Origin of the sequence: Pseudomonas sp. HY2-MNA-CIBAN-0224, from assembly GCF_040310285.1 — a bacterium.
Taxonomy (GTDB): Bacteria; Pseudomonadota; Gammaproteobacteria; order Pseudomonadales; family Pseudomonadaceae; genus Aquipseudomonas; species Aquipseudomonas helleri.
Map to the genome: position 1 here is coordinate 203,086 of NZ_JBEOPQ010000002.1, position 22,039 is coordinate 225,124.

Consider the following 22,039-nt stretch of genomic DNA (forward strand, 5'->3'; position numbering starts at 1 on the left):
TAGAGGAAAAGCCCGCCCATGATTAATAGTGGAGTTGGCCATGCTTTCTTTCTTTCGATGCAGAAAAATCCCACACGAACAGACCACTCCCCAGAATGGTTTATGGCAACCCGCCTCCAGCCAAGCACTGCTTGCACCAGCGCGCCGGCAAAAGCTGCTGGAGAACATCTGGCAACGCGCTTCGCTGTCCCGCCAACAGTTTGTCGAACTCTACCGGCAACCACTGGAGCGTTACGCCGAGCTGGTCCAGCAACTCCCTGCATCGCAAAACCATCACCATGCTTATCCTGGCGGCATGCTCGATCACGGGTTGGAGATCGTCGCCTATGCCTTGAAGATTCGACAGACCTACTTGCTGCCCATTGACGCACCACCGGAGTCGCAATCCGCGCAAGCCGAAGCCTGGACAGCCGCGGCTGCCTACGGAGCACTCATTCACGACCTCGGCAAAATTGCGGTCGACCTGCATGTCGAGCTCGAGGACGGAGCAACCTGGCACCCTTGGCACGGGCCAATTACCCAGCCCTACCGATTTCGCCATGTGAAGGGGCGTAACTATCACTTGCACGGCGCAGCCGCGGCATTGATCTACGCGCAGATTCTCACTCCAAACATCCTGGACTGGCTCAGCGGTTTTCCTGAAGCGTGGTCGCAGTTGATTTTTATCCTGTCGGGGCAGTACGAACACGCCGGTATTTTGGGTGAGATCGTGGTCAAGGCCGATCAAGCTTCAGTCGCGCAAGAGCTGGGAGGCAATCCTGCGCGCGCACTGGATGCTCCCAAGCAGTCGTTGCAACGGCAACTGGCTGATGGACTGCGTTACCTGGTACGCGAGACCTACAAGCTCAATCAGCCTGACGGGCCATCGGATGGCTGGTTGACTCAAGACGCCTTGTGGCTGGTCAGCAAACCTGTTTCAGACCAGCTTCGAGCCTATCTGCTGACTCAAGGCATTGAAGGCGTACCCACCTCAAACGCGCCGTTTTTCAACATGCTTCAGGACCAAGGGGTCATCCAGACCAACGCGCAAGACAAAGCCATCTGGAAGGCCACGATCGACAACAGCAAGGGTTGGCGCAACACCTTCACCTTGCTCAAGCTCTCACCGACGCTGATATGGAGCGATCCAGGTGACCGGCCACCGGTCTACTTCGGCACGCTGGAGGTTGAGACCGACACGTCGATCGAAGAGGTTGCGAGCAACGAAAGCAGCGTCAAACACAACCTGCCGGCTTTGGCACTCAGCAAGACAGAACCCAACCCGCCCGCCTCTGCAGTGCCGCTGCCCGATTTCTGCAGCCCTACTGCTGCGCCCCCTGACGATTTAGACGCTCTCATGGCACTGCTGGGAGGCGACGCACAAGCTCTACCGCCAACATCAGATCCTGTTACGTCTGAAGCAGAAAACGACTCTGTTGCTCGCGCTCCGGATGCACAAACGACTGAAGTCGCAGACGCGGCCGCCATCCAGAAGACTCAGCTTGGCCAGGCCTTTATTGATTGGCTCAAAGAGGGTGTGCATTCCAGAAAGCTGATCATCAATGATGCCAAGGCACTGGTGCATACCGTATCGGGCACGGCAATGCTGGTTACGCCGGGGATTTTCAAACGGTTTGTGCAGGAGTTCCCGGCTCTGGAGGCTCAGGCAAAAGCGCAGGAGCTGAATGCCTGGCAACTGGTTCAGCGCGGCTTTGAGAAGCTCAAGCTGCATCGCAAAACACAAAACAGTCTCAACATCTGGACGGTTAATGTCGTGGGTCCGCGCAGCAGTAAAAAGCTTCGCGGTTATCTGCTAAACAACCCTTCCCTACTGTTCAGTGAAATCCCTTTCGACAATGTGAGCCTCAGCCTTGTTAACGACTCTGCAGAGGGGGCTGCATGAATACGCCACAAGAGCTGACACAGGATTACCTTTTAACTCACGACCTGAGAGCTGCAACAGGGGTGATGTATTTATCGGCCACCCGGGCCTTGCTCCGACACTTCGGCCAAACGGTCACGGTTGACTCAATTGATAACCGCTCCGTACTGGCATGGCGTAAAAAGTTACTGGACCGAGGCCTGTCGAAACAGAGCTGGAACACCTACTCAAACCACCTGCGCACGGTCTGGGGCTTTGCTCTCGAGCAGGGAACCCTGACGTGCACCTCGACCAACCCATTCAGAAAAACTGCCGTCATTCCGCCAAGACGGCCCAGCAAAACGGTCGATCGCGAAGCCATACAACGCGCCCGTGAATGGCTCAAGTCTATGGTTGCCGAAGAACACAGCACCCATAAGCGCAGCCAAATTACGCCTGCCTGGTTCTGGCTCGCAGTTTTCGAGATGTTTTATTACACAGGCATCCGCCTGAATGCGCTGCTTAGCTTGCGCTATCAAGATATCGATTGGGCCAAAGGCTTGATCCGGGTGCAGGCAGACACCGAGAAAACTCACCGTGAGTTCTCCATACCGATCTGTCCTGGTCTTGCCCCCCACTTGAGGCGGCTGCTGGATTCAGCCAACAGCATCGGCATGAAACCCAAGGATCAACTGTTTAACGTTAACCGCTTTTCGATCCACTACCGCGCAGTGGTCATGAACACCGATCAAGTCGAGGGCATGTATCGCAAGTTGATCGCCAAGTTCGGGGTCCGCATGACTCCCCACCGGTTCAGACACACCATTGCTACAGACTTGATGCGTCACCCTGAGCGCAACATCCACATAACCAAGAGCCTGCTCAATCACTCCAATATCGCCACGACGCTGGGCTACATCGAAACTGATTACGAGTTGATGAGAGCTGTACTGCACGAGCGGAGCGTGTCGCAAGGTGCGATTACCTTTGAACGGCGTGTCGATGAGCAAATGCCGCCTGCTCCTGCTGTTATCTCCCCCCCTACGCCTGAGGCGCAGCCACCCGCTCTTTTGATAGAGCAAACGCCAGAGCTATCCGACGACAAAGACGTTGAATGCATTGTGGTCGAGACGTGTCAGTTGCAGCATCAACCGGCTACAGGCTCAAAGCTGCTGACACAGGTTGAACGCTTGCCGTCAGAGCGCTATTCGCTGGACCAGGCAATCCTTCCCGTCGGCACAGGGCTGAGCCACGAACTGTCGTGGGATGGCCCTGGGACCTGGTGGCAAGACCTGAACTTGCCACCACCCTCCAATAGAGACGATGGTTCAGAACCCTCAACCCTCTTCGCCCTCATGATCACGCGTGGCTGTATAAAAAATTATGATTGGGGCTAACGCGTACAAGGTTCATGTCAGTGGCTTATGGATGCGGAGCCTGTTTCAGATACGTTCAACTGACAGCAACACTATTGATATACGAACATTCCTACCTAGCAAGGAACGTCGTCCGACAGACACTTCGTATTTTGATCAAATGGCACCGCCAGTGGGCTACTGCAGATTGACATCACCCGGGCGCGAAACTACTGTTCGCCCTAAGACGGCTGCATGTCAGCAAGTGCATGGTGAACTTTTTGCCTTTCAGTCTGCGCGTCCCACCGAATTTCAGGCACAAAAAAGCCGGTAGACCCTGAGGTGCGTACCGGCTGTTTTGATGTTGCATATGGTGGGTCGTGTGGGATTCGAACCTACGACCAATTGGTTAAAAGCCAACTGCTCTACCAACTGAGCTAACGACCCGCTTCGTTGTGGTGCGTATAATACTGATTTTTAACGAGAATTCAACACCTTGTTAAAAATAAATGTGAAATAAATCAAAAGTAACGTGTTGGGTCCGAAACACCGGCCGCTTGAAAGCCTTCTGCACGCAGGCGGCAGCTGTCGCATTTGCCGCAGGCTTGGCCTTGGGCGTCGGCCTGGTAGCAGGACACGGTGAGTGAGTAATCCACGCCGAGCTTGATTCCCGCCTGGACGATCTGCGCCTTGCTCATGTTTTGCAGTGGCGCTTTGATGCGAAAGCCCTGCCCCTCAACACCGGCTTTGGTCGCCAGGTTGGCCATGGCTTCGAAGGCTTCTACGAACTCCGGACGGCAATCCGGGTAGCCGGAATAGTCCACGGCATTAACACCAATGAAGATATCCCGCGCTTGCAGCACTTCTGCCCAACCCAAGGCCAATGACAGGAATACGGTGTTACGAGCCGGCACGTAAGTTACCGGGATGCCTTCGCTGGGTGCTTCGGGTACATCAATGGAGCTGTCGGTCAGGGCTGAGCCGCCAATACCGTCCAGGTTCAAGCCAATGACTTTGTGCTCAACCGCGCCCAGGTCGCGAGCAACACGTGCTGCAGCGTCGAGCTCGGCGCGATGGCGCTGGCCGTAATCAAAGCTCATGGTGTAGCAGCGATAACCTTCAGCGCGAGCCATGGCCACCACGGTGGCCGAATCGAGGCCGCCGGACAGCAAAATTACGGCTCTTTTTTCAGTGACAGCAGTGTGTTCAGTCATTTCAGCGCCCCGGCTCGTCATTCCAAAGATATTTGTGCAGTTGCATTTGCAAACGTACTGGCAAGTTGTCCGCGACAATCCAGTCGGCCAGGTCACGGGCCGCCAGATCGTGATGGCTCGGCGAAAACAGCACTTCACCGGCGCGTCGCTCCAAGCCGTATTCAATCAGCTTGGACACTGCCCAGTCGTAGTCCTCGCGCGAGCAGATCACGAACTTGACCTGGTCATGCGGCGTCAACAACGCAATGTTTTCGTAGAGGTTGCGATGGGACTCTTTGGAGCCAGGTGTTTTCAGATCGAGCACACGACTGACGCGTGGGTCGACAGCCGAAATATCCAGCGCACCACTGGTCTCGATAGAGACGTCGTAACCCGCGTCGCAAAGCTGTTTAAGCAATGGAATGGCATTAGGCTGCGCCAAGGGCTCGCCACCCGTCACGCACACGTAGCGCGGACGAAAATCGGCCACTTGCTCAAGAATGCTGTCGAGGGAGCGCACAGTGCCGCCACTGAAGGCGTAGGCACTGTCGCAATACTGGCAGCGCAATGGGCAGCCCGTTAGACGTACAAAAACGGTGGGCAGGCCAGCCGTTCGCGTTTCACCCTGCAAAGAGTAAAAAACTTCGGTAATTCTCAATGTGTCTTGCATATCCGCCACGGGCGTAACAGCTAAACAGGCTGTCCGCCTCCGTCAGGCACTCTAAAGAATCTGCACTCGCAGGACTCAGAAGAGCGTATTTCATAAAAGGGCGTGGATTCTAACGAAAAAACCCGCGACAAGCGCGGGTTTCTCGATGAAAGCTTCGTATGGCTTACATACGCTGCAAATCGCGCTGGGCCAACTGTGCCGCCGAGGTGCCAGGATACTGTGCAACAACCTGTTGCAAGATGCCTTTTACTTTGTCGGTATGGCCCAGACGGCGCTCTACGTCAGCCAGCTTGTAGAGCGAATCCGGCACTTTGGCGTGCTTGGGATATAGCTGGCTCACTTTGGCGAAGGCCTGACCAGCACCTTGCAGGTCGCCTTTGGCCAAGCTCACTTCACCCAACCAGTACTGGGCATTGCCCGCGTACTGGCTGTTTGGGTATTTGCGCAGAAAGGCCGCAAAGGCTTGACTGGCTTTGTCGAAATCCTTGGCTTTGATCAAGTCGAAAGCAGCATCGTAGTAGAGCTTTTCTTTCGCTGGATCACCCGGTTCCGAGCTAGCAGCAGCCTGAGGTGCAGGCGCTGCAGTATTACCGGCGGCAGCAGCACCACCGGCAGCAGAATTATCAGGTGCGGCAGCTACAGGAGCGCCCGTACCAATACGCCGATCAAGTTCCTGGTATCGCTCCAGGCTTTCTTGCTTCATGCGTGAGATATCATTTTGCAAAACTTCGATCACACCCTGTTGGCGTGAGATCTGATCCTGCATTTGTTGCAGTTGGTTGAACAGCTCGCCCTGTGCCGAGACAGGGGTCGAAACCCCTCCCCCGGCATAGGCGCCGCTCGCACCATAACCCGGTGACGGATAACTCCCCCCGCTATTGCCAGAGTTGTCATCGACCACAGGAACCGCAGCCCATGCCGCTAGCGGCATGAGGCTGAGAGTCAGAATAGTTACAGCACGGCGGCACGTTCGCATGACGAATTACTTACGCAGTTCGACGCGACGGTTCTGAGCCCACGACTGTTCGTCGTTGCCAGTAGCAACTGGACGCTCTTTACCGTAGGACACCAGCTCCAGTTGTGCTGGAGAAACACCTTGCAGTACCAGGTAGCGTTGAACGGCTTTCGCACGACGCTCGCCCAGTGCCATGTTGTACTCACGAGTACCACGGGCGTCAGTGTTACCTTCCAGAACGACGCGAGCGCCGCTAGCTTTCAGGTCTTTAGCGTGAACGTCCAGAGCGCGCATTGCTTCTGGTTTCAGGTCCGAAGAATCATATTCGAAGTAGAAAACAGTAATGGCACGCAGAGCAGCTTCTTCGCTCAGGGAGCCATCAACAGCGCCTGTGTTTGCGCCGTAACCAGCGTTTGGATCAACAGCAGCGCCTTCACCGGCATTGTCGCCGCCTTTGGACGAGCAACCTACAGCTACAGCCATGGCCAGTGCCAGCGCAGCGAATTTACCAAACTTCAGCATTTCCATCGTAAAACTCCTAATGAACCCCAAGTGTTATTTGCAACTTGAATCTATCACCACGTCAGTTCAGGTAAGGGGACCAGGAAGGTTCTCTGACTTCGCCTTGAGCGGTAGGAAGAGGGAGCCTTACGCGTCCATTGATGGACACGAGCATCAAGACTCCCCGGCCCTGCTGGCGGGTGGCGTAGATTACCATGGTGCCGTTGGGCGCAACAGTAGCTGACTCATCAAGGTTAGTGTCTGTGAGGATTTTTACACTTCCTCTTTCCAAATCTTGAGCCGCAACACGGAAATTGGTAAATCCGTCCTGACGGTGAATCATGACCAAGGTCTTTTCATCCGCCGACAGCTTAGGGTTGGCGTTGTAGTTACCGATAAAGGTCACACGCTGCGCTGCACCGCTGCCAATCGTGGTTTTGTAGACTTGTGGCTTGCCGCCACGGTCAGATGTGAAGTAGATGGTTGAACCATCCTTGCCCCAGAACGGCTCGGTATTGATGCCAGGACCGTTGGTCACGCGGGTGATCTGGCGCGAGGCCATGTTCATCACGTAGATGTCCGGGTTGCCGTCTTTAGACAGTACAAACGCCAGCTTCGAACCATCTGGCGACCAGGCTGGTGCACCGTTCAGGCCTTCAAAGTTGGTGACCTGCTCACGATGGCCGGTATCGATGTTCTGAACGAAGATGCGCGGACGCTTCTGCTCGAACGATACATAAGCGATGCGCTTGCCATCCGGTGCAAAGCGTGGCGACAGGATCGGCTCGCGCGATTGCAGCAGGGTCACCGCACGCGCGCCATCGTAGTCGGAGCGCTGCAGGGTGTAGCGGGTGTTGTTGACACTGGCACGCTCGGCCGTCACGTAGAGCAGACGGGTCGAAAATGCACCTCTGATGCCGGTCAGTTTTTCAAACGACTGGTCAGAAATATAGTGCGCCATATCGCGCAGTTGCTCAGTGGTGCCCGACACGCTGCCTGTCAACACCGGCTGCTCGGTCGACACGTTGAACAAGGCATATTGCACCTGCAGGCGACCGCCCGCTGGCACGATATTGCCGACCATCACGTACTGTGCGCCCAGCGCCTTCCAGTCACGGAAGATGACTTCGCTGGCCTGGGTCGGCTGGCTGATCATGTTCTGCTTTGGAATCGGTGAGTAGTAACCCGAGTTACGCAGGTCGTTACCCACAATTTCAGCGATGTCGTCAGGCAAGACGGTACCGCCCTGCCAGCCGAACGGCACGACTGCAATAGGTGTTGCCCGGTCGCTACCGCTGGTAACCAGGATGTTCTTTTCTTCAGCTACAGCCATTCCTGCCATGCAGCAGACGATGACGAGCAGTCCTCGAAAAAATTTAATCACAAGGCTAGATCCTCAGGTGTGAATGTCATCTTGAATGATCGGTAAGGATTAAAATCGCTAGGCTTCAAGCCTTGCATTTCCGTTAAACGGCCAATGTTTTTGACCGCTGCCACAGCCGAACTGTCAAACGGACCATCACCACTGGACTTGGCAACTGTCACTGACGTTACCGTGCCATCTGGCAACATGCCAATTTGCAGCACAACCTTCATGTTCTTACGGGCCGAAGGTGGACGCGCCCAACCTTCTGCAGCGCGAGAGCGAATCAGGTCATCAAAGTTACCGGCGACCTCATCACCCTGCTCGTCTGCCAACGCTTGCTGGCGTTGCGGCGTATCAGAAAGCAAATCCGCCAAGGCCTGGGCCTTTTTCTCTTCGGCAGATTTACGCGCTGCTTCTACAGCCTTTTTCTTGGCCGCTTCAGCAGTGGCTTTCTTCTTGGCATCTTCAGCAGCTTTCTTCTTCGCGTCGTCTGCGGCGGCCTTTTTCTTGGCGTCCTCAGCCGCTTTTTTCTTGGCATCCTCAGCGGCTTTCTTCTTAGCGTCTTCAGCGGCCTGTTTCTTGGCCTCTTCTTCCGCGGCTTTTTTAGCCTCGTCGTCTGCTTTCTTTTTAGCGATATCAGCCAGCTTTTTCTCTTCAGCCTTTTTAGCGTCCGTGGCCTTTTTGGCATCGTCGGCTTTCTTCGCGTCATCGGCCTTTTTGGCTTCGTCGGCTTTTTTAGCCTCGTCCGCCTTCTTGGCCTCATCCGCTTTTTTGGCTTCGTCAGCTTTCTTCGCTTCAGCTGCCTTCTCGGCAACCTCTTGTTTCTTTTGTTCCGCGGCTTTTACAGCTTCCTGCTCAACCTTCTTTTGTTCCATCTGCTCGACTTCAGTCTGACGCGCAGCCGATTTCTTCGCTTCACCCGCAATCTTCTGATTGGTTTGAGTCGTCGCCTGACTTTTTGACTTCAGTTGATACAAAGTAGCTTGAACAATGGGTTTTGCGGGCGGCAATTCTGGCGTCATGGCAAAGCTGGCGAACAGCATGCCGAAAATCAGGACGTGCAGCCCTACAGCCCAGACGGTAGGCCAAAAATAATTTTCAGAGGCGGACGGCTCCCGCTGGTCGCGCATCAGGGAGCCTCGGTAATCAAGCCAACGTTACCGACCCCAGCTTTTTGCAGGCCACCCATGGCACCCATTACAGCGCCGTAATCCACGGTTTTGTCACCGCGAATAAAGACCTGGGTCTGCTTGCCACCCTCGTTGCCCGCGCGAATGATCTTGGTCACCGCGTCAGTCATCTGAGGCAAGGTCATCGCCTTGTCCATTTGTTTATCGGTGTCAACTTCACTGCCAAGGTTCCAGTAATAGGTCTTGTCAGCCTTGATCGAAATTGTCAGAACCTGAGTGTTGTTGTCTTGCGGCAAGGCCTCGCTGGAGACCTTGGGCAAATCAACTTTCACACCCTGGTTGAGCATCGGTGCAGTCACCATGAAAATCACCAGCAGCACCAGCATCACGTCGATGTATGGCACTACGTTCATTTCGGCAACCGGCTTGCGCTTCTTGCGAGCTCGAGCGATTAAAGCCATTGGGAATTACCTGCTTATTCTTCGCTGGTGTGCACTTTACGGTGCAGGATCGCCTGGAATTCATCGGCGAAGGTGTAGTAGCGGCCAATCAGCGTTTCGCTACGTGCAGCAAAGCGGTTGTAAGCAATAACGGCCGGGATGGCAGCAAACAGACCAATCGCGGTTGCCACCAATGCTTCAGCAATACCCGGAGCAACGGTTGCCAGGGTGGCTTGCTGAGCAGTCGCCAGACCACGGAAGGAGTTCATGATGCCCCACACGGTACCGAACAGACCGATGTACGGGCTGACCGAACCAACGGTTGCCAGGAACGGCAGGCTTTGCTCCAGTTTTTCTTCTTCGCGCGAAATCGCTACACGCATGGCACGCGCAACGCCTTCCATGACCGCTTCCGGGTCAACGCCCGGCTGTTGACGCAGACGCGAGAACTCTTTGAAACCGGCGCGGAAGATTTGTTCAACGCCAGAATCAGGGTCCGGGTTGCTGCCCGCCTGACGATACAGTTTTGACAAATCGATGCCCGACCAGAAACGCTCCTCAAAGCTGTCCAGGGCACGTCGACCGGCACGCAGCATGGTGCTGCGCTGAAAAATCATAATCCACGAGGTAACCGATGCAGCCAGCAAGGTCAACATTACCAACTGCACTACAATGCTGGCATTGCTGACCAAACTCCACATGGAGGAATGGTCGACGACGTTAGCTTCCACGCTTTATCTCCTGCTCTAAATGTTTACCCGCGCCGCTTACGTCGGCAAAGGCCGTACGTAAAGCTTCGGGAATGGCCCGGGGTTTAAAACTATCGGCGCGCACACAGGCCACCAAAAATTGCCCTTCACAAAGCAAGGTTGTATCCGCAGCCCGCCAAACCTGCTGCTTGAAACGCAGGCTGGCACGGTTGAGTTCTGTTACTTGAGCGCTGATCAACAGTTCGTCGTCCAGTCGCGCCGGTGCGTGGTAACGCGCCTCGCTGGAATGCACGACAAATAACAGGTTCTCGCCTGCCAGCGCGGATTGGGCAAAGCCCAGCTCCCGCAGCCTTTCGGTTCGAGCCCGCTCCATAAACTTAAGATAATTTACGTAATACACGACGCCACCCGCATCGGTGTCTTCGTAATAAACGCGACAGCGATGTGCGAACGGCTCAAGCCTGTTTTGCGCGCGCATACTCTAGTGCTTACTCCTCAGGTTGCCAATCCGCCAAACCACTGTTTTTTACGCTTCTTAGACTTTAATACCCAAGTTTTTTAGCGCCAGCCCTTGAGACAGCAAAAAGCGCAAAAAAATCAGCTGCGGATCGCTTAATTAATCATCCACAGCGTTCAAAAAACCATCCACGGCGGGGGTTTCGCCCAGTCGTGACGGAATGTTCAGACCAAAGTGTAAATAAGCATGTCGCGTCACCACTCGACCCCGAGGCGTACGCATGATGTAGCCCTGCTGAATCAGGTACGGCTCCAGCACATCCTCAATGGTGTGACGCTCTTCGCTGATGGCGGCGGCAAGGTTATCGATACCCACCGGCCCACCATCGAACTTCTCGATCATGGTCAGCAGCAAACGCCGGTCCTGATGATCGAAACCATGTTCATCCACGTCCAACAGATTGAGCGCCAGGTCTGCTACCGCCTTGGTGATGTGCCCCTTGGCGCGCACTTCGGCAAAATCACGCACCCGGCGCAGCAGACGATTGGCAATACGCGGCGTACCTCGCGCCCGACGAGCGATTTCATAGGCGCCTTCCGGATCAAGCGGTAAACCAAAAATGCTGGCCGAACGGCTGACGATCGTTGCCAGGTCATCCGTACTATAAAACTCAAGACGCTGAACAATCCCGAAACGATCGCGCAATGGGTTGGTCAGCATCCCGGCACGGGTCGTCGCGCCCACCAGGGTAAAGGGCGGCAAATCCAGTTTGATCGAGCGCGCAGCCGGCCCCTCACCGATCATGATGTCGAGCTGGAAGTCTTCCATGGCCGGGTACAAGACCTCTTCCACAATCGGCGACAGTCGATGAATTTCATCGATAAACAGCACGTCATGGGGCTCAAGATTGGTCAGCAACGCAGCCAGATCACCGGGCCGTTCAAGCACAGGGCCCGACGTGCTCTTGATCGACACGCCCATTTCCTGGGCAATGATGTTGGCCAGCGTGGTTTTGCCCAAACCGGGCGGGCCAAAGATCAGCGTATGGTCCAGCGATTCTGCGCGTCCGCGAGCCGCTTGAATAAACAGCTCCATCTGCTCACGCACAGCCGGCTGACCAATGTAATCCCCCAGGCTCAAAGGGCGGATCGCACGATCCTGCACGTCTTCCCGGTCGCGCCCACTCGAGGCGGTTATCAAACGATCAGCTTCAATCACTTAAATCATTCCCTTAAGGGCACGGCGAATCATGTCTTCACTGCTCAACGTTTTGTCTTTGATGGCCGACACTGCCTTGCTCGCCTCCTGAGGCTTATACCCCAGCGAGATCAAGGCGCTGACCGCATCGCTCTCGGCACTGGCCACCGGTACTGGTGCATCCGGCTGATTAGGTACCAACGCAAACATGCTCGGCACCTGCTCCCAGGCCTTGAAACGGTCCTTGAGTTCAACCAGTAACCGTTCGGCTGTTTTTTTGCCGACTCCCGGCACCTTGGTCAAGGCCGAGGTGTCCTGAGCCTGCACGCAACGCACCAACTCATCAACCTCCAAACTGGACATCAAGGCCAGCGCGAGTTTGGGACCGACGCCATTCAGGCGGATCAGCTCACGAAAGAAGTCACGCTCACGCTTACCACTGAAACCATAGAGCAACTGCGCGTCTTCGCGAACCACCAAGTGCGTGTGCAGGGTCAGCGGCTCACCAATAGAAGGCAAACGATACAGCGTGGTCATGGGTACTTCGACCTCATAGCCCAAGCCGTTTACATCGAGAATCAAGTGCGGCGGCTGTTTTTCAGCCAGAGTGCCACGCAAGCGTCCAATCACGTTCAGATCCTTTTCTCTGGCCAGATCAATGGCTGACAAGTAGAACAACAGAGCCGCATCATTGCAGGTGCAGCCCTGTTAGCAAGTTTAATCAGGCTACAAGCCCCTTTTCAGAGGCGCAAACGCCCGCCACGGCGGCGCGCCGCCCCCAAACCATGAGGCAACAGGCTGGAACGGGTGTGCGCATGGCACAAAGCTATCGCCAGCGCATCAGAGGCATCGACCTGCGGCTTGGTGGTGAGCTTGAGCAAGTGCATGACCATCATCATCACCTGCTCTTTATTCGCTCCGCCCGTCCCCGCCACGGCCTGCTTAATTTGTGTTGCAGAATATTCGGCAATTTCCAGGCTCTCTTCGGCGCCCGCGACAATTGCAGCACCTCTGGCCTGCCCCAGCTTCAAGGCTGAGTCGGCATTGCGAGCCATAAAGACTTTTTCAATGCCCATGGTGACCGGGCCGTAGGTCTGAATAACCTCACGCACCCCGCGATAGACGATCTGCAAACGCTCATGCAGTTCGCCGCCGCCCGTGCGAATACACCCCGAGGCCACGTAGACACAGCCACGCCCAGTGTCTTGCACTACGCCATAGCCGGTGATTCGCGAACCCGGGTCAATACCAAGAATAAGAGTCATAACGCCTGCAGCTTATGAAGTGACGCCCACCGGCACATACCCGGACAGCTTAAAGGCAGAAGCCGGAGGTGCACAGCGCCGCGATCATCGCGGCGTTGCACCTCCGGCCTCTGTTAGACGGGTTCAGGTCAGGCGAGCTGTTCCAGCACCGCATCCGGGATTTCAGCGTTGGAGTAGACGTTTTGCACGTCATCCAGGTCTTCGAGCATGTCGATCAGCTTGAGCACTTTTTCAGCACCTTCCAGATCCAGCTCGGCACTGGTGGTAGGCAGCATCACGATTTCTGCATCAGCCGGGGCAAAACCCGCCGCTTCCAAGGCGTTACGAACCGCGTAAAAGCTCGAAAACGAGGTGAAGACATCGATGGAGCCATCGCTGTTGGTCACCACGTCATCGGCATCGGCCTCCATCGCAGCTTCTATCAAGGCATCTTCATCAACGCCCGCCGCAAAGGAAATCTGCCCCTTGCGCTCAAACAGATAGGCTACCGAGCCATCCGTGCCCAAGTTGCCACCGCACTTGCTGAACGCATGACGCACCGCTGCCGCGGTACGGTTACGGTTGTCGGTCATGCATTCGACCATCACCGCCACGCCACCCGGGCCGTAGCCTTCGTAGCTCAGCTCGACCATATCGTCGGTGTCAGCTGCGCCAGCCCCCCGCGCAATAGCCCGATCAATGATGTCGCGGCTCATGTTCGCGCCCAGCGCCTTGTCCAATGCCAGACGCAAACGCGGGTTCGAACCTGGCTCGCCACCGCCCTGACGGGCAGCAACGGTCAGCTCACGAATCCACTTGGTGAAAATCTTGCCTTTTTTGGCATCCTGACGCTCTTTGCGGTGCTTGATGTTCGCCCACTTAGAATGACCTGCCATAACCCACTCCGAATCCTTGATGAAACCTTGCCGGCCTCAGCACATGCCGTGACCCCGCAATAAAAATGCTCGACCCAATGACAAAGGCGCATCCGAAGATGCGCCTTTGAAGGTCAGACTTACTCCGCCTTAGGCTGTTCGCGCAAACGAATGTGCAGCTCGCGCAACGCTTTGGCATCTACCAGACCTGGCGCCTGAGTCATGACACAGGCAGCGCTCTGGGTTTTCGGGAAGGCAATCACTTCACGAATCGACTGAGCACCAGTCATCAGCATCACCAGACGGTCAAGACCGAATGCCAAGCCACCGTGCGGCGGTGCGCCGTACTTCAGGGCGTCGAGCAGGAAGCCGAACTTCTCTTCTTGCTCTGCTTCATCAATGCCCAACAGCCGGAACACCGCTTGCTGCATCTCTTTGCGATGGATACGGATCGAACCGCCACCCAACTCAGTACCGTTCAGCACCATGTCGTATGCGCGGGACAAAGCGGTAGCCGGGTTGGCTTCCAGCTCTTCTGGCGAGCATTTTGGTGCGGTGAACGGGTGGTGCAAGGCGCTGAAGCTGCCATCGTCGTTCTCTTCGAACATCGGGAAGTCGACAACCCACATTGGCGCCCACTCGCAGGTCAGCAGGTTCAGGTCGTTACCGACCTTGATCCGCAGTGCGCCCAGTGCTTCGCTGACGATCTTGGCCTTGTCGGCGCCGAAGAACACAATGTCGCCATCGACTGCGCCAACGCGATCCAGGATCACATTGAGGTTGGCTTCAGGGATGTTTTTGACGATCGGCGATTGCAGACCTTCAACACCTTTGGCGCGCTCGTTGACCTTGATGTACGCCAGGCCTTTGGCACCGTAGATGCCAACGAACTTGGTGTAGTCGTCGATTTGCTTGCGCGGCATGCTCGCAGCACCCGGCACACGCAGGGCGGCAATACGGCATTTAGGGTCGTTGGCCGGGCCGCTGAACACCTTGAAGTCCACTTCTTTGAGCTGGTCGGCAACGTCAACCAGTTCCAGCGGGTTACGCAGGTCCGGTTTGTCGGAACCGTAGCGACGCATGGCCTCTTCGAAGGTCATGTGCGGGAACTCACCGAACTCCAGATCCAGCACTTCCTTGAACAGGTTGCGGATCATGCCTTCGGTCAGGCCCATGATGTCTTTTTCGTCGAGGAAGCTGGTCTCGATGTCGATCTGAGTGAACTCAGGCTGACGGTCGGCACGCAGGTCTTCGTCACGGAAGCACTTGGCGATCTGATAGTAACGGTCGAAACCGGCCACCATCAGCAACTGTTTGAACAGTTGCGGCGACTGCGGCAAGGCGAAGAAAGAACCGGCGTGGGTACGGCTTGGCACCAGGTAGTCACGCGCACCTTCAGGGGTGGCACGGGTCAGGATCGGTGTTTCAACGTCCAGGAAGCCGTTTTCGTCCAGATAGCGACGAATGCTGGTGGTCATGCGCGAACGCAGGCGCAGCTTTTCGAGCATCTCCGGGCGACGCAGGTCGATAAAGCGGTAACGCAGGCGGGTTTCTTCGCCAACGTCAGAGAATTCGTTCAATGGGAACGGCGGAGTCTCAGCTTCGTTCAGGACTTCCAGCTCGTAACCCAGTACTTCAATCATGCCCGAGGCCATGTTGGCGTTCACGGCACCGGCCGGACGCAGGCGAACCTTGCCGGTCACCTTGACAACGTACTCGCTGCGCACGCGGTCGGCAGCAGCGAAGGTCTCAGCACGATCCGGATCGAACACAACCTGCGCCAGACCATCACGATCACGGATATCGAGGAAAATCACCCCACCGTGGTCACGGCGACGATGAACCCATCCGCAAAGGGTAATTTCCTGGCCTTCCAGGCTTTCGTTCAGTTGGCCGCAATAATGGCTGCGCATCATGGTAGTGGTTTCACTTCTCGTAATTCGTCATTCGGTGGAGGTCTTGCGCACCATCGGTGCTGGTGTGACTGCAAGATCCCGCTTGTGTTCAGAGGGCTTTCGCTCAACCTCAGTCGGACTTGTCGCCGCCTGCCAGATTCTTTTTCGCGCCCGTCTTGAAGTCTGTTTCATACCAGCCTGTTCCGCTTAGGCGAAAGCCAGGCATGGACAGCAGTTTCTTTAGCTCAGGCGCCTGGCAGGCAGGACAATCAACCAGTGGCGAGTCACTGATCTTTTGGATGGCTTCCAGCTGATGACCACAGGAAGCACATTGGTAATCGTACATGGGCATTGGCGTGTCTCGACAATCCGTTAGCGGCAACCCGTCAGGGGCCACACAGCAAAGCGCGAGATTATATCTGGTAAATCGAGCCAATGCAGCCGCATGAGCAGCCTTAACACCTCAAAGAAAGCCTGAATATTGAAAGATTGCAAGCCACTGAACACTTAATGACGCCCAACACCGCACATCACCCTACCCATATCTGTTCTGGCAGCACTCCCCGGGCAGAGCGACCACCCTTCATCAGGTGCATCACACAAACCACTCGAATCAGGCCGCTGAAATTCTTCACACCACCGTGACGCAAATGAATCTCTCTATCGATATACGACAGCAATGCATTGATTGAGCAATGGTTACACTGAGAAATATCTGACAGCACTTCCCAGTAAATCTCTTCTAGTCGCAAGCAGGTCGCAAAACCATTTAACCTGACAGACTTAGACAGTGGCTGAGCCGACCCCATACCGAAGTCCAGAATCACCGGATCAATTCTAGCCCTCTGCAATAAGCGCCCCCCACCACCTGCTTGTCGTATTAAACGCCCCATATATATAAACCTCCATCACAACGCCTGAGAAATAATTATTAGTGATTCACCATAAGCACACCCTCATAAAACATTATGCAAAACTTCCTATCCAGCAGACTTAACCCGCATCTCTGTAGGAGCACTCTCGGCAACCACCCTGAATCAGCCCCCCTTGCTGAACGCCGTTCAAATCAAGCCTCTACGCCGCAGCCCCCAGTCAAGCGAACACACACAGACCCCTCGCAATCTTGCATACCCACACATTCAGACACTTTGACTTCACAACAAAAAAGGACAGCACAACGACGATACATGCCAACTATCACTTCTACTCATCGATAGTTAAAAACCGCAACCAGACCCCCTTCGCAATCCTTTATAGGAACTTAACCTACTCATTAATAACAACCCATTAACAACGCACACCCTTATTACAGATAACCTACACGTCATAAGCCACGTTCAATACTTTATCGATCCTTAAAAAAAACGACCAACGGTCATTGGCTCTCGGATATTTGCCTCCAATTTTAAGTTGGACGCGTTCCAACACGACACAACGAAATGGACTACAGCGCTCTAGAACAAGGCCTTCGCCATAAGTACGCATTTTTCGGGCCTTCTCGCTCAAACAGTGCGCTCGACATCTCAATACGCTTAATTTGAGAAGGCCCAAGCTTTGCTGTTAAATAGGCAGCGTGTCGCCTTCGCCAAGCCTCTGGCGACGGTGCATAGGCTGATATCACGTGCGTGTCCAGCGCCTCCATTTTTTTCAGAAGCGAACCGCGCGCTATCAGCTCTTCCTTGCGATCCGTCTTAACGTGAGTTAATTGAAATGTTGAAAATCGTTCACCTACTAACGGGCGCAGCTGCTTTGCTGCTGTCCTTCATTCCCAGCCTGCAATCCGATGCTGTCCCTTACCTCCAACACGCTGATGCTCTTTACCTGGCTTTTCTTGGCCTGCTTAACCTGGCACTGGCGCCAGTCATTCCATACTGGAATAAAGGCCCACGCCATCAACTGCAAAACCTGGTCAGCGCCTTGCTGGTGCTCTCTGTTGTCCTGCAAACCCTCACCCTGTTCGGCCTGCTGCTGCCGATCGGCGACCAACCAGCGATCTTGATCAGCCTGGTACCTGCCGTGATTGCTGTAGCCCTGCACTTGATCGTGAGCTTCTACAAATCGTCACCTTCGTCCACTGCACAAACCTACGACATGACCAACCGCGATACTGGCACTGTAAAGTGGTTCAACACCTCCAAGGGTTTCGGTTTTATTTCCCGAGATTCCGGCGATGACATTTTTGTCCACTTCCGCGCCATCCGTGGCGAAGGCCACCGTGTATTGGTGGAAGGGCAACGTGTTGAGTTCTCGGTGATGAACCGTGACAAAGGCCTGCAAGCTGAAGATGTGATCGCAGCGTTACCGCGCCGCTGATTTCAGCCTGAAAAAAAAACCGCGAGCAGCCTGGCTGCTTCGCGGTTTTTTTATGCCTGCTGAACACTCAGTAGTGCGGTGGCGGCGCCTCATCCTCAAACGCCTCGAATTGCCCGCCCATTTCTTCCTGGCGCTTGAGCAAGGCGGCTATCTGCAGTTGCAGTCGATCAACTGCGTTCTGCTGCGACACCAGCACATCATTCAATGCCTGAATGGTGTCGTCCTGAAACGCCAGACGGCTCTCCAGATCCATCACTCGCTCTTCAAGGCTCACTGCTTACCCTCCACAAACGTGAAATCAGCGTCCAGGACCGTTTTAAGCTTGTCCCGGATCACTTGCACATCAGCCTCACTGTAAGGTTTGGCAGGGTGCTTGCCCCATACCGGGCCTGGCCAGGCCGCATCCGACGCGTACCGGGCAATCACATGCATGTGTAACTGGCTGACCACGTTACCCAATGTGGCCACGTTCATTTTGTCAGCGGTGAAAAGCTCTTTAAGCACGCCAGCCAGCGCAGTGGTTTCAGCCCACATCAATTGCTGATCAACGTCATCCAATTGAAACAGCTCACTGATACCCTCGCGGCGCGGCACCAAAATGAACCAGGGGTAATTCGAGTCATTGGAAAGCAACAAGCGGCACAAAGGGAAATCCCCAATCAGCCAGGTATCCTCTTGAAGGCGTGTATCCAAAATGAACACGGGGTGCTCTCCTGTTTAACAAATAAATTAAGCTCCACTCAAGGCCGGGCCAGACCCGCCTGCCCTGCGAGCGTCAGATGTGCAGGATACCCTTGATTGCCTTCAGCATCACACCGCCCTCGTCCCGGGACGCAAGCTGATGGCCGACGGGCGCTGTCCCTGGCCCAAGCATTCTCCAGACTCTCACGCACCAAAACGGCACAGACCGAGTGGTTTTAGTGCACCTAAACGTCACCTGCTACCCACACCGGGGTGAAGCGGTAACATTTTGCACATCTTTGGGGCTGCAACGCCGCCTCCGGGTGCATGCAACGCGCCCTTCAAAGCAGGCCAGCGCTAACCTCAACCTCGCTAAACCGGGCCTGTCAGCCCGACAAAAGCCAGATAATTTTTTTTCATGCTCAAAACCTGACTTGAGCATGCTTGTTGCATATACACAGTACAGGTCGACAGAGGCGCGGCAGGGGAGCTGCGACTCGACGATAAATAACAAAAAGTTGAGCCGTCAAAAAGGGGAGCTTGAATAAGGGGTCAGCAGACTATTTGGCTGTCCCGTTCAGAAAAACAGCTTGAGCAACCTGCGAGGCACGACACATAGCTGCCAAAGAGCGACATGTAGAGTGTATTTCGTGACTTAGCTGTAAAGAAGCTGAAAGCTTTTGAAGGCAACTATAGCCAATAGGGTCGGCGTGATATAAGTTTGCGCCGACACAAAAAGAAAGAGCCGCCCAGATAATAATTCAGGTGGGACGGCAGTACTCTTCCTAAAACCAAAGGAGCAAATCACGATGCGCGTGATGAAGTGGAGCATGATCGCCCTGGCTGTTTCAGCCGGAACTACACAGTTCGCAATGGCTTCGTCCCAGGACGATTCCAAAGGTTTTATTGAAGACAGCACGCTGACTTCCAAAACTCGCATGTTGTACATGAACCGTGACTTCAAAAATGGCGCTGGCAACATTGCCAAACCAGGTGGCGGCTACAAAAGCGGTTACCGTGAAGATTGGGGCCTGAGCGAACTGCTCAACTACTCTTCGGGCTTCACCCAAGGCACCATCGGTGTCGGTGTTGATGCATTCGCCATGGGCACCCTGCGCCTGGACGGCGGTGCTGGTCGTCAAGGCAACGGCCTGTTCGCTTCCAAGAGCGACGGTTCGCCAGAAGACACTCAATCCAAGGCTGGCGGCGCTATCAAATTCCGCCTGTCCGACACCGTCCTGAAGTACGGCAACCAGTTCGTTGCAAGCCCGGTTTTCTCTACCGATGACAGCCGTTTGCTGCCAGAAGTGGCGACCGGTACTTTGATTACTTCCCACGAAATCAAAGGCCTGGAACTGAGCGCAGGTCGCTTCACCGCCATCAGCTCGCAGACCGGCATGTACCATGACAGCCTGCACCTGCCAGCGGCCAACATCGCCGGCGCGACCTATCAGTTCACCGACAACTTCGTCGGCGGCCTGGCAGCGTCGGACGTTGATGACTACTTCAAGAAGCAGTACATCAACCTGAACTACACCTTCCCGATCGATGATTCTCAAGCCCTGAACTTCGACTTCAACGGCTACAGAACCTCGAGCCAAGGCCAGGAACTGGCAGGCAACGTTGACAACAAAATCTGGAGCTTGGCAGCGGCCTACAGCATCGGCGCTCACAAGTTCACCCTGGCTCACCAGCGCTCTACCGGTGACAGCGGTTACTACTACGGCGTAGACGGCGGCGGCACCATTTTCCTCGCCAACTCCGTGCAATACTCCGACTTTAACGGCAGAGACGAGCGTTCATGGCAGGCTCGCTACGACCTGAACATGGCCACCTATGGCGTGCCAGGCCTGAGCTTCATGGCTCGCTACGTTAAAGGCGACAACATCAACACCGACACGGGCGAAGGTAAAGAACACGAGTTCAACTTCGAAAGCAAATACGTGATGCAAGAAGGCCCGGCCAAAGACCTGTCCTTCCGCCTGCGTAGCGCTGTTTACCGCAACAACGGTAACTACCACGCAGACAGCGGCAACACTGACAACAACGATGTTCGTATCATCGTTGAATACCCACTGAACATCTTGTAATAACCGCCTTCGGGCAGTCATTACCCGCATTGTTCAGTAAAACCCCGCACCTGTTCAGGTGCGGGGTTTTTATTGCCTGCGGATTACGCTTATATATAGGAAGCTAACTAACAAGCATAAATGCAAGCAATTATCACTCACTAAAAGCTGACTTCCGAGTCCATCTTCAGATATGTCTTACACATCCCAGAAACAATTAAAGGGACCGAAGTCCCCTTAATTATTTTTGTGCCTATTAAATAGCTGACTATCGAATTAACAATTAGCCCGCAGACACTTCCTGCACAACGCGAACGACACGTTGCGGAAACGGAATATCAACACCCTGCGCTTTTAAACGGTCGCGGGCATGTTCGTTAAACATGAACAAGACATCCCAGTAGTTGGGCGTATCGACCCATACACGCAGCGACATGGTGATTGCACTGTCGCCCAAAGCGGTCACAACCACGGCTGGCGCAGGCTCTTTCAGCACCCTAGGGTCATCAGCCAGGGCCAGCAAGACCTCACGCACCTTCTGCAAATCTGCCTCGTAATCGACACCCACATCAAACACTACCTTACGCGTCGGCTGGCGGTTGTAGTTGGTGATGATGCCGTTGGACAGGTTGCCGTTGGGCACGATAACGGTTTTGTTGTCACTGGTGCGCAGCACTGTGTGGAAGATTTGAATGCTGTCGACGGTCCCGCTCACGCTTTGCGCTTCGATCCAGTCACCGATCTTGAACGGGCGGAACAGCAAAATCAGTACCCCGCCTGCAAAGTTGGCGAGACTGCCTTGCAGCGCCAGGCCAATGGCCAGACCGGCGGCACCGATAGCGGCCACAAATGAGGTTGTCTGGATACCAATCATCGAGGCAACGCTGACGACCAGCAGCACCTTGAGAATGATGTTGACCAGGCTGCTGATAAAGCCTTGCAGCGCCAGGTCAGCTTTGCGCAACGCCAGCAACTGCCCCAGCTTGGCGGTCAAGCGGTTAATCAACCACCATCCTATCGCCAGGGTGACCAGCGCCAGCAGCACACGGCTACCGTATTCCATAATCATTGGAATCCAGGCCTGCGAGGTCTTGATCAAGTGATCAAATTCAGCGTTCAGATCCATTTATCTCTCCTAATACCGATTT

The 22,039-nt window shown here is 54.9% G+C and carries 23 protein-coding genes and 1 tRNA gene; 4 read left to right on the forward strand and 20 right to left on the reverse strand.

Annotated features, from left to right (window positions below):
• Positions 1 to 40: 40 nt before the first annotated feature.
• On the forward strand, positions 41 to 1,882 hold the full coding sequence (gene mobH / locus AAEZ03_RS02845; RefSeq protein ID WP_502947882.1) for a MobH family relaxase: 1,842 nt from the start codon (positions 41 to 43) through the stop codon (positions 1,880 to 1,882).
• A complete protein-coding gene (locus tag AAEZ03_RS02850; protein ID WP_153390004.1) occupies positions 1,879 to 3,237 on the forward strand; it encodes a site-specific integrase in 1,359 nt (452 codons plus the stop codon). The genes mobH and AAEZ03_RS02850 overlap by 4 nt, the downstream gene beginning before the upstream one ends.
• Positions 3,238 to 3,566: 329 nt before the next feature.
• Here the strand turns inward: AAEZ03_RS02850 and AAEZ03_RS02855 are convergent.
• The 17 genes from AAEZ03_RS02855 to AAEZ03_RS02935 form a co-directional block, all read right to left on the reverse strand.
• Positions 3,567 to 3,642: transfer RNA gene (locus tag AAEZ03_RS02855), tRNA-Lys, on the reverse strand.
• 74 nt (positions 3,643 to 3,716) lie between these two features.
• A complete protein-coding gene (gene queC, locus AAEZ03_RS02860; protein WP_178109977.1) occupies positions 3,717 to 4,409 on the reverse strand; it encodes a 7-cyano-7-deazaguanine synthase QueC in 693 nt (230 codons plus the stop codon).
• Between the two features lies 1 nt (position 4,410).
• Positions 4,411 to 5,058: a 7-carboxy-7-deazaguanine synthase QueE gene (gene queE / locus AAEZ03_RS02865; RefSeq protein ID WP_048370543.1), complete on the reverse strand. Its 648-nt coding sequence runs from the start codon at positions 5,056 to 5,058 to the stop codon at positions 4,411 to 4,413.
• A 163-nt stretch (positions 5,059 to 5,221) separates the two neighbouring features.
• Positions 5,222 to 6,034, reverse strand: coding sequence for a tol-pal system protein YbgF (ybgF, locus tag AAEZ03_RS02870; protein WP_123749930.1), 813 nt, complete (start codon positions 6,032 to 6,034; stop codon positions 5,222 to 5,224).
• 6 nt (positions 6,035 to 6,040) lie between these two features.
• On the reverse strand, positions 6,041 to 6,541 hold the full coding sequence (pal, locus tag AAEZ03_RS02875; RefSeq protein WP_048370547.1) for a peptidoglycan-associated lipoprotein Pal: 501 nt from the start codon (positions 6,539 to 6,541) through the stop codon (positions 6,041 to 6,043).
• Positions 6,542 to 6,596: 55 nt separating this feature from the next.
• Entirely contained in the window at positions 6,597 to 7,856 is a 1,260-nt protein-coding gene (gene tolB, locus AAEZ03_RS02880; RefSeq protein WP_194286902.1) for a Tol-Pal system beta propeller repeat protein TolB, read from the reverse strand.
• Between the two features lie 38 nt (positions 7,857 to 7,894).
• Positions 7,895 to 9,010, reverse strand: a complete 1,116-nt coding sequence (tolA, locus tag AAEZ03_RS02885) for a cell envelope integrity protein TolA (RefSeq protein WP_123749929.1) — start codon at positions 9,008 to 9,010, stop codon at positions 7,895 to 7,897.
• On the reverse strand, positions 9,010 to 9,462 hold the full coding sequence (tolR, locus tag AAEZ03_RS02890; protein ID WP_162207691.1) for a protein TolR: 453 nt from the start codon (positions 9,460 to 9,462) through the stop codon (positions 9,010 to 9,012). The genes tolA and tolR overlap by 1 nt, the downstream gene beginning before the upstream one ends.
• 23 nt (positions 9,463 to 9,485) lie before the next feature.
• Complete coding sequence (gene tolQ / locus AAEZ03_RS02895; RefSeq protein ID WP_278939350.1) at positions 9,486 to 10,181, reverse strand: protein TolQ; 696 nt, start codon at positions 10,179 to 10,181, stop codon at positions 9,486 to 9,488.
• Positions 10,171 to 10,638: a tol-pal system-associated acyl-CoA thioesterase gene (gene ybgC / locus AAEZ03_RS02900; RefSeq protein WP_048370554.1), complete on the reverse strand. Its 468-nt coding sequence runs from the start codon at positions 10,636 to 10,638 to the stop codon at positions 10,171 to 10,173. The genes tolQ and ybgC overlap by 11 nt, the downstream gene beginning before the upstream one ends.
• 138 nt (positions 10,639 to 10,776) lie before the next feature.
• Entirely contained in the window at positions 10,777 to 11,835 is a 1,059-nt protein-coding gene (ruvB, locus tag AAEZ03_RS02905) for a Holliday junction branch migration DNA helicase RuvB (RefSeq protein ID WP_048370557.1), read from the reverse strand.
• Positions 11,836 to 12,444, reverse strand: coding sequence for a Holliday junction branch migration protein RuvA (gene ruvA / locus AAEZ03_RS02910; protein ID WP_048370816.1), 609 nt, complete (start codon positions 12,442 to 12,444; stop codon positions 11,836 to 11,838).
• Between the two features lie 110 nt (positions 12,445 to 12,554).
• On the reverse strand, positions 12,555 to 13,079 hold the full coding sequence (ruvC, locus tag AAEZ03_RS02915; RefSeq protein ID WP_048370560.1) for a crossover junction endodeoxyribonuclease RuvC: 525 nt from the start codon (positions 13,077 to 13,079) through the stop codon (positions 12,555 to 12,557).
• Positions 13,080 to 13,207: 128 nt separating this feature from the next.
• A complete protein-coding gene (locus AAEZ03_RS02920; RefSeq protein ID WP_350575886.1) occupies positions 13,208 to 13,954 on the reverse strand; it encodes a YebC/PmpR family DNA-binding transcriptional regulator in 747 nt (248 codons plus the stop codon).
• A gap of 119 nt (positions 13,955 to 14,073) precedes the next feature.
• Positions 14,074 to 15,849 carry an aspartate--tRNA ligase gene (gene aspS, locus AAEZ03_RS02925; protein ID WP_123749925.1) on the reverse strand — a complete coding sequence of 592 codons (1,776 nt, stop codon included), beginning with the start codon at positions 15,847 to 15,849 and terminating at the stop codon, positions 14,074 to 14,076.
• Between the two features lie 109 nt (positions 15,850 to 15,958).
• Positions 15,959 to 16,180, reverse strand: coding sequence for an FmdB family zinc ribbon protein (locus AAEZ03_RS02930; protein WP_048370564.1), 222 nt, complete (start codon positions 16,178 to 16,180; stop codon positions 15,959 to 15,961).
• A 178-nt stretch (positions 16,181 to 16,358) separates the two neighbouring features.
• Positions 16,359 to 16,721, reverse strand: coding sequence for a ribbon-helix-helix domain-containing protein (locus tag AAEZ03_RS02935; protein WP_123749924.1), 363 nt, complete (start codon positions 16,719 to 16,721; stop codon positions 16,359 to 16,361).
• Between the two features lie 817 nt (positions 16,722 to 17,538).
• Here AAEZ03_RS02935 and AAEZ03_RS02940 point away from each other — a divergent pair.
• The gene (locus AAEZ03_RS02940) at positions 17,539 to 18,141 is read left to right on the forward strand and encodes a cold-shock protein (protein WP_048370568.1); all 603 of its coding nucleotides are present in this window, start codon (positions 17,539 to 17,541) and stop codon (positions 18,139 to 18,141) included.
• Positions 18,142 to 18,208: 67 nt separating this feature from the next.
• On the opposite strand, the gene AAEZ03_RS02945 is transcribed toward AAEZ03_RS02940, so the two are convergent.
• A complete protein-coding gene (locus tag AAEZ03_RS02945; protein WP_123749923.1) occupies positions 18,209 to 18,415 on the reverse strand; it encodes a SlyX family protein in 207 nt (68 codons plus the stop codon).
• Positions 18,412 to 18,843 (reverse strand): HIT family protein, encoded by a 432-nt coding sequence (locus AAEZ03_RS02950; protein WP_350575893.1) that lies wholly within the window; start codon positions 18,841 to 18,843, stop codon positions 18,412 to 18,414. Before AAEZ03_RS02950 ends, AAEZ03_RS02945 begins: the two co-directional genes overlap by 4 nt.
• 788 nt (positions 18,844 to 19,631) lie before the next feature.
• Here AAEZ03_RS02950 and AAEZ03_RS02955 point away from each other — a divergent pair.
• Positions 19,632 to 20,912, forward strand: a complete 1,281-nt coding sequence (locus AAEZ03_RS02955; RefSeq protein ID WP_048370573.1) for an OprD family porin — start codon at positions 19,632 to 19,634, stop codon at positions 20,910 to 20,912.
• 262 nt (positions 20,913 to 21,174) lie between these two features.
• Here the strand turns inward: AAEZ03_RS02955 and AAEZ03_RS02960 are convergent, their stop codons facing one another.
• On the reverse strand, positions 21,175 to 22,017 hold the full coding sequence (locus AAEZ03_RS02960) for a mechanosensitive ion channel family protein (RefSeq protein WP_153338262.1): 843 nt from the start codon (positions 22,015 to 22,017) through the stop codon (positions 21,175 to 21,177).
• Positions 22,018 to 22,039: the final 22 nt, after the last annotated feature.